This is a genomic window from Roseiarcus sp., from assembly GCF_052145395.1.
Lineage (GTDB): Bacteria > Pseudomonadota > Alphaproteobacteria > Rhizobiales > Beijerinckiaceae > Roseiarcus.
This window is the reverse complement of record NZ_JBKQOT010000128.1, coordinates 1-11203: the sequence shown is the minus strand read 5'-3', so window position 1 is coordinate 11203 and position 11203 is coordinate 1. Positions and strand designations below refer to the sequence as shown.

Here is an 11203-nt window from a genome sequence, read left to right as displayed (position 1 = left end):
CTCGCGCTTCACCACGTCGGCAACCTCGCCGGCAAAGCGCAGGAACCGGATGAAAGACTGGGCGGCCCGTTGTTCGCAGATCACCGCCTCGGTGGCCGCCTCGGCCGCGGCGCGCCTCGCCGATACCGCTTCCACTTGCAGCGTCTCGAATTCCATGTACTTCATCTCAAGGTCGTCGCCGGAACCGGCGCCCTGCGTCTATCTTATCAAAATTGATATGGTAGTCAATACTCGGGCGACGGCAGTTCGCTCCTAGGCGAAGATTGGCTTCAGGGAGGACGGCGATGAAGGTTGCATTCATCGGGCTGGGAAACATGGGCAGCGGGATGGCCGGCTGCATCGCCAAGGCCGGGTTCGACCTCGCGGTGTTCAACCGAACACGCGAGAAGATGGCTCCCCTCGTCGCCGCCGGCGCGCGGGCGGCCACCGATCCGGCCGACGCCGTCCGCGACGCCGATGTCGTTATCACCTCGCTGATGGACGACGCCTCGGTCCTGGCGATGGTCCGTTCGAACGTGCTTGCCGCGATGAAACCGGGCGCCATCCACCTTGGCGTCACCACGGTGTCGCCGGGGTGCGCCGACGAGCTGGCCCGCATCCATGCCGCCGCCGGCAGCCTCTACGTGGCGGGCCCGGTGGTCGGCCGGCCGGACGCCGCCGCGGCCGGCGACTTGCTCTCGATCCTGGCCGGGGACGCGGCCGCGATCGAACGCGTGACGCCGGTCTGCCGAAGCTATTCGCGGATGGTCATGCCCATCGGCGAGCGTCACGGCGCGGCCAACGCGCTCAAGCTCGCGATCAACTACATGATGGTGTCGATCATCGAGGCGATGGGCGAGGTCTACGCCTTCGCCGACAGGTCCGGCGTCCCGCTCGCGCCGCTGCAGGGATTCCTTGTCGAGGCGATGGGCCATCCGGCGCTGAAGATGTACGCCGAAAAGATCGGCCGGCGCGACTTCGCCGGCCGCGGCGGCTTCGCCATGGCCGCCGGCCTCAAGGACGTGAAGCTCATGCTGGCCGCGGCCGGCGAGCTCGGCGTCCCGCTCGAGATCGGCGAGATCGCCCGCCGGAAAATGGACGAGGCGGTCGCGGACGGCATGGCCGAAACCGACTGGAGCGCCACCTACGAAATCACCCGGCGGAAAGCCGGCCTCAACTGAACCCTCGGGAGGGAACGATGGCGGATCTGCTGCTTACTTTCGGATTTTGCTGGATGATCGTCGCGGCGCTGCTGGGGCTCGCACTCGGCGGCGGGCACATCCGTCATCGAGAGGCGCTCGCCGCCGCCGCACGCGCCGGAGACCTCGCCGGCTACAACACGCGGGTCGACGGTTTCGGCGCGCGGGGCACCGCGCACGCCCACGCCTTCCTTTGGTCGGTCGTCTGCATCCTCGTCGCGCTCGTGCTGAACCGTCTGCCGTTCGGCCAATGGGCGCTCAATTCCCTGCCGCTGACCATGATGGGCGCAACCGTGATCTGGACGGGCGGAGCGGTGATCAGGTCCACGCCGATCATGGCGGTCGCCGACATCGTCTTCTTCCTGCTGCTCATCGTCGTCGCCGGCGGGCTCTTCGCCGCGTCGTTCCACTTCGGCGCTTGAGACGCGAGTTTCCCGGGAGGAAGGCATGTTCGCCCGTCGCTGTCAGAACTTTGTCGACGGCCGCTGGCGCGACTCGGATTCCGGTCGAACGTTCGCCGTCCACAATCCCGCCGACCTGAGGCAGGTCTGCCACGAATATCCGTTGTCAACCAAGGTGGACGCGGCGGCGGCGGTCGAGGCGGCGGCCGGCGCCTTCCCTGCGTGGCGGGCGCGGCCCCTGGTGGAGAAGGCCGGTATCATGCGCCGCGCGGCGCAAATCATCCGAGAACGCCGCCGCGAGATCGCCGCCGTCGTCACGCTCGAGAACGGCAAGCTCCTGAAGGAGTCCCTCGCCGAGGTCGACGCCGCCGCCCTGGAGCTCGAATACCAGATCGGGGAGGGCGAGCGCCAGTTCGGCCGGGTCGGCGACGGCTACCGCGCCGGCGTGATGGCCTACTCCCGGCGCGAGCCGATCGGAGTGGTTTCGGCCATCATCCCGTGGAATTTCCCGTTCAACGTTCCGTTCCGCAAGCTCGGACCGGCCCTTATGGCCGGCAACGCCGCCGTGCTCAAGCCGGCGAGCCAGACGCCGGCGGTGGGCGAGATCGTGGTCCACATCCTGCTCGAGGCCGGCCTTCCGCCCGGCGCGCTCCAGTTCGTGACCGGGTCGGGCGCCGAGCTGTCGGAGGCGCTCGTCGCGCACCCGCTGGTGCGCGCGGTGACCTTCACCGGTTCGACCGAGGTTGGGCGGCGGATCGCCCGCGCAGCGGCCGACAACTTCACCCGCACCCAGCTTGAAATGGGCGGCAAGAATCCGATGGTGGTGCTGGCCGACGCCGACCTCGATCTCGCCGCCGAGGACGCCGTGATCGGGGCGTTCTCGTGCGCCGGGCAGTGGTGCACCGCGACCAGCCGGCTCGTGGTGGAGAGGAGCGTCGCCGACGCCCTCATCGAGCGCGTGCTCGCCCGGGTGCGGGCCCTCGCGCTCGGGCCCGGCGACCGGGACGACGCCACCATTGGGCCGGTCGCGGGGCGCCAGCAGCTGACCTCAGTGCTGGGTCACATCGCTCAGGCGCGCCGGCAGGGCGCCGAATTCCTGACCGGCGGCGAGCGCAGCCTCGCGCCGGGGCTCGAGCACGGCTGCTTCATCGAGCCGGCCGTGGTCGACAATGTCCGAGACGACATGGACCTTGCGCGGACGGAGGTGTTCGGTCCGGTGCTGGCGGCGATCCGCGCCGCGAGCTACGAGCAGGCGCTTCAGTTCGCAAACGACACGACCTACGGCCTGTCGTCGTCGATCTATACCCGCGACGTCGGCAAGGCGCTCCACTTCGTCGAGCATTCGGAGGCGGGGCTGACCCACGTCAACCTGCACTCCGCCTACAAGGAGCCCCAGGTCGAGTTCGGCGGCGTGAAGCAGTCCGGCTTCGGCCTGCCGGAAGCCGGAATGAGCGGCATCCGCTTCTTCCAGGAAGAGAAGGGAATCTACATCCGCAAATGAAAAAAGGGCGGCCCGGGCGGGCCGCCCCAACGCGCGGGGGACGTCAGTCGACGGGGGTCTTGCGGCCCTGGAAAACGTAGCGCAGCGACGCTCGCACGTTGTCGTCGGTGTGGACGGTCTTCCCCTTGGCGAGATGGGCGAACATCTGGATCCCGAACCCGCCGTCCAGATCGTCGGCGACGCGCTTGCGCCAGGGGCGGCGCAGGATCTGGGCGGTCAGGCGGCGCACCGCGCGCGGCTGCGACATGACGTGGTCGGCGAGCGTGTAGGCGCGTTCGATCAACTTGTCCCTGGGGACGACCTCGTTGACGAGGCCCCATTCCAGCGCGGTCTTGGCGTCGATGACCTGGCCGCTCAGCAGCGCGTAGGCCGCCCGCTTGACCCCCAACAGCTCCTGGAAGCAGCAGTGGATGCCATCGCCGGGAACCGAGCCGATGTTGAAGTGCGGGTCGAAGATGATGGCGTCCTCGCTGCAGATGGAAAGGTCGCACATCAGGCACAATTCCACATGCGCGCCAGGCCCGTTCAGCACGCCGATCGTCGGAACCTCGAGATCGTCCACCAGCGCTCTGACGTTGGCGCGCCCGTCCTTGTAGGCGTATTCGTAGGCCCAGTGGGCGACGTCGTCCTTCTCGAGCTGGAACCCGTCGGGGTCGACCTCCATCATGAAGTTGTTCCCCGTCCCCGAGAAGATGAAGACCTCGTTCTCGGGGTCGGCGCCGACAGTCTTGAACAACTGGCTGACGGAGCGGTGGTTCTCGACGCTGAGCTTGACCGGCCCGCCTTGCGTATGCGCGCGGGCCAGCAGCACGCCGTCGGCGCGCCGCTCGAGGGTGTAGCACTCCTTGAACCGCTCCCGGTACTCTTCGAATTTCGGCGTGGGAACGAATTTGGTCAGCGACATGGGAAGGCCCCTCCCTAGATCTGGATGACGCCGATGTAGGCGCTCTGTCCCAGCTCGGCCGTGGCCCTGGCGGTCCGGCCGGCAGCCTCGACCGTGACGTCGTAACGGCCGCTGTCGAGATCGAGGCCGTCGAAGCGGAATTCGCCGAAGACGTCGGTCTCGGTCGAAGCGATGGTCGCGCCCTGGCGATTGAGGCCGACCCGGGCGCCGGCGACGCAGTCCTCGCGTCCGTCCCGGCGGGTGACCACGGTTCCGCCGAGGAAGCACTTGCCATAGAGGTGATAGTTCTTATAGTACACGCGCGGTCGCGTCTTCGCCTCGGGAAGCAGCACGACCAGGCTCTGGGCCTTGGCCAGCTCCGCCATCTGCTCGTCGCTGCACTTGACGGATTTCAGCGCCCCGGTCGGGCACGCCTGCTCGGCCCGGGTCTGCGTCCAGCCCTTGTCCAGGAGGTGGGCGTCGAAGATCCATTTCTGCGGAAGCTTCAGATCCTCGTTCCAGAAGATCTCGCCGTAGGGGCACGAGTGGACGACCTCCTTCTGTCCCTTGGCTTTTTCCGGGTCGATGATGACGATGCCATCGGGGCGTTTGTAGACGGCGTCGTTGCGGCCGGCGGCGATGCAGGGCGCGTCGTCGCATTGGTTGCACATCACCGGCAGGTAATGCGCGTCCACCATGGGGTATTCCCCCCGCTCGCGCCGCCTGATGTCGATCCACTGATGTCCGTGCAGCGGCTGGGGCGCGGCGTAGCGGGGAAAATCGTTGCCGACATGCTCGTCCTTGACCGCCAGAAAGCAGTTGCGGCAATTCTCGCACTTGGCCACGTCGACGATCATGTTCCACTTGGTCATATCGTTTCCCTCCCGATTGGCTCTAGGCCGCGCTCGCCGTCGCAGCCGCTCCGGCTACGGCGGGCTTCAGCGCGCCCGTCCAGCGTTCGATCTGGATCAGACAGGAATTGGGCGCCATGCTGGTGGCCTTGGCGCTTTGCGACCGGCTGGGGGTGAGAAGGTTGACGCAGCCGCCGCGGTCGGGCGACCTGCCCGGCTGACCTAGGGGCGCGTAAACGGCCGAAGCCTGGTAGGCGTGGGCCACTCCTTGGCGGAGCCGGCTCGAAACCTCGGCCGCGCAGATGACCTCGGCGCGGTCGTTGAACAGGCGGATCAGGTCGCCGTCGCGAACGCCGCGCTCGCGGGCGTCCGCCACGCTTAGGCGGCAGACGAGGTAATAATGTCCGTCGATCAGTCGGCGATGCTCGGCGATGTCGTTGATGGTCGAGTCCTTGCCGTCGCCGAACGTGTGGAAGCTGTAGCGGATATGGGGCGACACCAGCTGGATCGGGTGCTTGCCGGCCGGCTCCGCGGCCGTTCCGCCCTCCCAGCTGGGGATGTAGCGGTTGAGCGCCGGCCGTTCTGGGTCCTCAAACGCCTTCAGGCTTTCGGGGATGAACTCGATCTTGCCGCTTTGCGGCTGCATTCCCTCGAGCCACTGTCCCGAATAGTCGCCGGGCAGCGGGAACGGCTCGGGAACGTCCTTCTTGCGGCCCTCATAGTACCAGCGGTACGACGTGGGCGCGCGCAGCGCCTCCTGCTCGGCCGGCACGACGTAGTAGCCTTTCCGCAGGAACTTCTTCCAGCTGATGTATTTCGAGACGTCCGAGCCCTCGAAGATGCGCTTGCACCAGTCGAGCTCGCTCGATCCCTCGGTGAACGCCACGCCCAGTCCCAACCGGGTGGCGAGATCGCGGAAGATCTCGAAGTCGGACCTGGATTCGCCGAGCGGCTTGATACAGGGGTGCTGCATCACGACGACGCGGTGGTTGAGCTGGCTCGGGAACATGTAGCCGTAGCCGCCGCAGCCCGCCCATTCGCCGATGTCCCAGCGCTCGAAATTAGTGCAGGCGGGCAGGATTACGTCGGCAAACTTGGTTTCGCCTTCGAGCCAGATTGACTGACTGACGACGAAGGGCAGGTTTTCGGACTGGTACATCCGGATCCAGCGGTTCGACTCGGTCATCGTGCCGATCGACGCCCCGCCGTACTTGTAGAGCATCTGGATTCGGGAATGGCCGGGCAGCGGGTAGGTGAACGGTATGAACTGATTACGGATCGACATGGGATCCGTGGGGTAGCCGACCACCTCGCCGTTGATGATCGCCTCCGGCAGGAACTGCCGCGGGATCATCTGCTTGCAGGGGTTCATGGTCAGCACGTGGGGGATGCGCTGATAGGTGTTCGGGGCGTCGCCGGTCCACTGCAGGTCGCCTGAGATGCCGCCGTCGGCGTAGCCGGGGAACCAGAAGTTGAAGTCGAGCGGCGCCCCGATCTGCATGTTGCCGAAGTTCACCCCCGGGCGGCCGAGCCCCTGCATGGCCATAAGGATGACCATCATCCGCGCCCACTGGGCGCCGGTGGCCGAGCGGCAGGCGCCGCCGACGCCGTTGCCCGCGCCCCCCGCGCCGAGATAGGTCTTGCTCCGTCCCCATTCGCGGGCGAGCGCGCGGATGTCGCGGGCCGGAACTCCTGTCTCCTTCTCGGCCCATTCCGGCGTCTTCGGCGTTCCGTCCTCCCGGCCCATGATGTAGGCGGCCCATTCGTCGAAGCCGGTGGTGCGGGTCTTGACGAACTCCTTGTCGTAGAGGCCCTCCTCGATCCAGACGTGGCAGATCGCCTGGGCGAGCGCCGGGTCGGTGGTCGGTCGCGGCGCGATCCACTTGCCGCCGAGCAGAGCCGCGGTGTGGTTCCAGTACGGGTCGATGTGGACGAACTTGATCCCCAGGTCCTTGGCCCAGAGCCGCCGCACCGTGCCGTCGAACGCGGCGTAGACCCCGGCGGTCGTTTCTGGGTCGCTCGACCAGAACACCATCAATTCACAGTTCTTGAGCGCGTCCTCGACCTGGCCGAACGTCTCGCCAATGCCGAGCCGCATCGTATGGCCCCAATGGTGCGTCGCCCCCCAGTACCATCCCTCCCAGCTGTCAGGGTTGTGCATCACCCGGGTGAAGCCGACCAAATTGAAGAACCGGAACAAGGCGCTGAGGTAGTAGCCGACGTTGCCCCAGCTGTGATGCGAGCCATGGCTGACCGCGATCGCGCCCGGCCCGCACTCGCGCTTCAACCGCTTGATCTCGGCGGCGACGATGTCAAGCGCCTCGTCCCAGCTGATTCGCTCGTAACCCGAGACGCCGCGGTTCTGCGGGTTGCGGGCGCCATTGGGGGCGAAATCGACCCGCTTCATCGGATAGAGCAGCCGCTCCTTGCTGTAGACGAGGGACTTGGAAGCGAGCCCGTAGGGAGCGAGCGAGGTCTTGCGCGGCGGCTGGAAGGCGCGGTCGCGGGCTTCGATCGCCCATGTGGGGGCGTCCTCGGCGCCAAACTCGATCGGGGTCATGCGGAGGATCTTGTCGTTCTTGACGTAGACGTGGACCGGGCCGCCGTTTGTGTTGTTGGTGTAGCGGGTGACGCCGTCGCCCTGATCCTCGCCGTACTTGCAACCGATCGTCTGGGACATGCTGATAGTGCCGGTCAGCCACGACAGCAGCGCGTCGGGTCCCGTCATGACGGTCTTGAAATTCTTGACGGCGTCGATGTTGAACAGGAAGTCCTGTTTCGGCGACAGCATCTTCAGCGCGACGGCCTTGGACTTGAACGCCAGCGCGACGTCCGGCTTGGGGTGAAGGCCGGCGCCGGACAGAATCCTGCCGTCGCGGAACTCGATCCAGCGGGCGACCGAACCGTCCATCAGCTTGAGCTGAGCGACCATGTTCTTTTCCCCGATTCGGGCCCGAAATTCGGGGAAACGCCTCGCGGTGACGCGAAGGACCTGGACAATGGCGAATAGCGTGACTGCCAACCTCATCGCATCCTCCCGTAATTGGCCAAATGGCGTCGCCCGAGCCGGCGCGGCGTCCTGACCGCTGCATCAAAGTTGACGCATACGTCAGTTTTTCTGACAGCCTATAGATCAATCCCTGTCAAATTTCAAGAGGTTCATGCGCCATTCGTCGAAAGTTTCGCCTAGGGTGGCGACCGAGCATCTGCGCGGCCTGCGGATCGCGCCGGAAAAGAACGACCTGAACCCGCACTTGTTCTCGCTGACCCCAGCCGTCGAATCGAGCAAGGCGGGTGCGCTGTTGGCGCACGGGTCGGATTCAAGCGGCGCCACGACAATGTTGCTGATTGAGCGAAGCCGCTACCGCCGCCCTCACTCCGTACGGATCGATCATCCGTTGCGCTGCGGGGATCGTCCCGGCGTTTCCTCGCGGCGCGTCAAGTCCGGGCAGGAACATAATTTTCAGCCTTCGCCAGCACGAAGTCGGCAATCGCCTCCGTGTCGTTCAAGTTGAGGACGGGGATCGCCAGAGCCGGCAGGCTTTCGTCGCTGGCCACGGCGATGATGTCGGACACCTCCCGCCACATCAAGTCGTGGCCCTCGCTCGGACGGTGCACTTCGATGGCCGCATGACGGTGGGTATGGAACCCCTCGATGAGAACGAGATCGACAGGCGCAAGCCGCGCGACGAGGTCTTCGAGCGCCGGCTGCGGCGCATTGCGGATCTCGTGCATGAGCGCCCAGCGCGAGTCGGAAACGAGCATGACCTCCTTCGCACCCGCCTCCCGATGGACGAACGAGTCTTTGCCGGGACGATCGAGGTCGAAGCCGTGGTGCGCGTGCTTGATGGTGGAGACCGTCAGCCCGCGCCTTCGCAGGGTGGGCAGCAGCGAGGCGATCAGCGTCGTTTTTCCCGACCCGCTGCGTCCGACAAGTCCGATCATTCGCATGGGCAAGCTCGCGTCGAAGGCGTTCGGGAGGGAGAAGCCTCCCTCCCGGCCGGAGCGCCGGGCGTTGCGCCCGCGCTCCGGTTTCTCGGTCAGACGGCGGATTTCGGCGCCGTGAAGACGTCGACCGTGACCGCGGGGCCAGTATACTCCTCGACTTCGCCGACAATCGAATGGCCGCAGTTGCACTGGCCGAGCTTGGACGTGCCGATGTCCATGCTCAGATTGTTGACGTCGCCGTACTTGCACAAGGTTCCAGGCTTGCCGGGCTCGAGCGGATCATACCAGCCGCCCTCGTTGACCCGGATCATGCCCGGACGCATCGCCTCCGTCACCTTGGCGCCAGCGAGAATCTGGCCGCGATCGTTGAACACGCGCACGACGTCGGCGTCGCTGATCCCGCGCGCGGCGGCGTCCTTCGGATTGATCCAGTCGATATGGCGAAGCATTACATCATCCCCGCTTATGAGCGGGTCGGCCTCTCAAGGGTCGTGGCGGCGGAGTATGTGGGGATCAGCCCCGTCCTGTTCGACCAAATGGTCAAGGACGGCCGGATGCCTCCGCCGAAGCTGATCAATAGCCGCAAGGTCTGGATGCGCGCAAAGGTCGAGAAAGCCTTTGCCGAATTGCCCAATGACGGGGATGATCCGGGGTCCAGCAATCCATGGAAGGATTGCGCCTGAGGCCGGGAATGCAATTCGACCTTCCCTATCTCGTCCAAGACGTCGACCGCCACGGCAACGTGCGGCTCTATGCGCGCACGAAAGTCGCCGGCAAGTTCCGCAAGGAGCGCATCCGGGCGCAGCCTGGCTCTCCTACCTTCCTGGCCGAATACCAGGCGGCCCTCGATCGCCTAACCGCCGGCAGGAAGGAGGCCGAGACCCCCACCATCAAGACCGGGACACTCGGGTGGCTGGTCGCCGAATACGAGCAGTCGTTCGTCTTCAAGAAGTTAGCTCCGCGAGAGCAGCGCGTGCGCCATCTGATCTTGGAGTCGTGCCTTAACGAGACCACCAAGCCCGGCTCATCCTACAGGTTCCGCGATTGCCCGCTCGACCAGTTCACCCCCGACCATGTCCGCCTGCTGCGCGACCGCAAGAAAGACAAGCCCGGTGCGGCGAACAACCGAGTCAAGTGGCTCCGCGCCATGTTCGGCTGGGCCTGCGAAGAGCGATCCAAATGGGCCAAGACCAATCCGGCGGCGGCGGTCAAGGCGGCCGATTACGACCGGAAGACGTTCCACACCTGGACGCTGGAGGAGTTCCTCCAATTCGAGGCAAGGCATCCGCTCGGTTCCAAGTCCCGCCTCGCCATGGCGCTGATGGCGTATACAGGCATGCGCCGCTCCGACGCCGTCGCGCTCGGGCCGCAGCACGTCAAGGACGGTCGGATCACCTTCATCCCGCAGAAGACCAGCACGACGACCCGCAAGACCCTGCGCCTGCCCCTGCTGGACGTGTTGCAGAAGGTGCTCGACGCCAGCCCCCTCGGCGTCAGGGCGTTCTTGGAGACGGAATACGGCGTTCCCTTCACCGCGAACGGCTTCGGCGGCTGGTTCCGCGACCGCTGCGACGAGGCCGGTTTGACGCACTGCACCGCCCACGGGCTGCGCCGCGCCGGGGCGACTTTCGCCGCCGAGAACGGTGCGACCGTGCCGCAACTGATGGCGATTTTCGGTTGGGCGACCGCCAAACAAGCCGTCCATTACGTCGACGAGGCGAACCAGCCCAAGATCGCTGGCTCCGCGATGCACCTGATCATCGCGAACGATGGCTGAACAAGAGTGTCCCACCGGCACCCGCTCGGGTGTCCCACCCTCAACTAGTACATCGCTTCCAAGGATCGACTCATATCACGCGGCCTGACCGATTCTATAGGTCCAAGTGTGAACGACGGGATCGCGGTTGGCCTCCTCGATGGCGTCGAGGATTCTTTGGCGCAGTTCCTGGGGTCGTTTGCGGGAGGGGGCGGAATCCTACGCTAAGCCGACCATCGATATTCTCCTGAACGTGGGCCGCAACGCAAAGTCGCCGACATTCTCAGGCGGGCCGAATGACAGTCGGGCGGACCGGCCGTTTATTCTTTTCGACAAAGAGGACTATTTGGTCCTAACAGCGGGCGTGGCGATCACTCACTGCCCGCTGTTTTTGCGTCGGCTCACGTGTTCTCGTCGGAAGGGCGCGTGCTTTCCGTTTTCGCGTCAGTTGTCAATGCAGCCCATGTTGCATTCTTCGCGATTGCGGCTGAGGCCATCGGTCTCCGGCTCGCGGGCGAGGGTAGGAGAAAGCGCTATCGCGTTGTTCGGGATCGCAGCGTGTGCGACGCGCTGATAGACATGAGAGTGATGAACTTTTGTGGCGCTGTCGTTCGCGTAGACGGCTACAGGAGTGCACAAAGATAATGCGAGAGCCATCACGGTGGTTGTCAACGTATTCATTTTG

The 11203-nt window shown here is 65.6% G+C and carries 11 protein-coding genes; 4 read left to right on the top strand and 7 right to left on the bottom strand.

Annotated features, from left to right (window positions below):
• The first annotated feature begins 314 nt into the window (after positions 1-314).
• The gene (locus ACLP25_RS04615; RefSeq protein WP_442468052.1) at positions 315-1160 is read left to right on the top strand and encodes an NAD(P)-dependent oxidoreductase; all 846 of its coding nucleotides are present in this window, start codon (positions 315-317) and stop codon (positions 1158-1160) included.
• Here the strand turns inward: ACLP25_RS04615 and ACLP25_RS04610 are convergent.
• Positions 1124-1627, bottom strand: a complete 504-nt coding sequence (locus ACLP25_RS04610) for a hypothetical protein (protein WP_442468051.1) — start codon at positions 1625-1627, stop codon at positions 1124-1126. The genes ACLP25_RS04615 and ACLP25_RS04610 overlap by 37 nt on opposite strands.
• Between ACLP25_RS04610 and ACLP25_RS04605 the strand changes: the two genes are divergently transcribed.
• Positions 1626-3080 (top strand): aldehyde dehydrogenase family protein, encoded by a 1455-nt coding sequence (locus ACLP25_RS04605; RefSeq protein WP_442468050.1) that lies wholly within the window; start codon positions 1626-1628, stop codon positions 3078-3080. The two genes, ACLP25_RS04610 and ACLP25_RS04605, sit on opposite strands and share 2 nt — an antisense overlap.
• A 43-nt stretch (positions 3081-3123) precedes the next feature.
• Here the strand turns inward: ACLP25_RS04605 and ACLP25_RS04600 are convergent, their stop codons facing one another.
• From ACLP25_RS04600 to ACLP25_RS04580, 5 genes are all read right to left on the bottom strand, one after another.
• Complete coding sequence (locus ACLP25_RS04600; protein WP_442468049.1) at positions 3124-3984, bottom strand: enoyl-CoA hydratase/isomerase family protein; 861 nt, start codon at positions 3982-3984, stop codon at positions 3124-3126.
• Positions 3985-3998: 14 nt separating this feature from the next.
• A complete protein-coding gene (locus ACLP25_RS04595) occupies positions 3999-4835 on the bottom strand; it encodes a 4Fe-4S dicluster domain-containing protein (protein WP_442468048.1) in 837 nt (278 codons plus the stop codon).
• Positions 4836-4857: 22 nt separating this feature from the next.
• Entirely contained in the window at positions 4858-7746 is a 2889-nt protein-coding gene (locus tag ACLP25_RS04590) for a molybdopterin-dependent oxidoreductase (RefSeq protein ID WP_442468047.1), read from the bottom strand.
• Positions 7747-8252: 506 nt separating this feature from the next.
• Positions 8253-8765: a molybdopterin-guanine dinucleotide biosynthesis protein B gene (mobB, locus tag ACLP25_RS04585; protein WP_442468046.1), complete on the bottom strand. Its 513-nt coding sequence runs from the start codon at positions 8763-8765 to the stop codon at positions 8253-8255.
• An 89-nt stretch (positions 8766-8854) separates the two neighbouring features.
• Positions 8855-9211 carry a molybdopterin dinucleotide binding domain-containing protein gene (locus ACLP25_RS04580; RefSeq protein WP_442468045.1) on the bottom strand — a complete coding sequence of 119 codons (357 nt, stop codon included), beginning with the start codon at positions 9209-9211 and terminating at the stop codon, positions 8855-8857.
• Between ACLP25_RS04580 and ACLP25_RS04575 the strand changes: the two genes are divergently transcribed.
• Positions 9200-9445, top strand: coding sequence for a helix-turn-helix transcriptional regulator (locus tag ACLP25_RS04575; protein WP_442468044.1), 246 nt, complete (start codon positions 9200-9202; stop codon positions 9443-9445). The genes ACLP25_RS04580 and ACLP25_RS04575 overlap by 12 nt on opposite strands.
• A gap of 8 nt (positions 9446-9453) precedes the next feature.
• Positions 9454-10539: a tyrosine-type recombinase/integrase gene (locus tag ACLP25_RS04570; RefSeq protein ID WP_442468043.1), complete on the top strand. Its 1086-nt coding sequence runs from the start codon at positions 9454-9456 to the stop codon at positions 10537-10539.
• 423 nt (positions 10540-10962) lie between these two features.
• Here the strand turns inward: ACLP25_RS04570 and ACLP25_RS04565 are convergent.
• Positions 10963-11203, bottom strand: a 241-nt coding sequence (locus ACLP25_RS04565; protein WP_442468042.1) for a hypothetical protein, incomplete at its 5' end; no start/stop codon positions are given.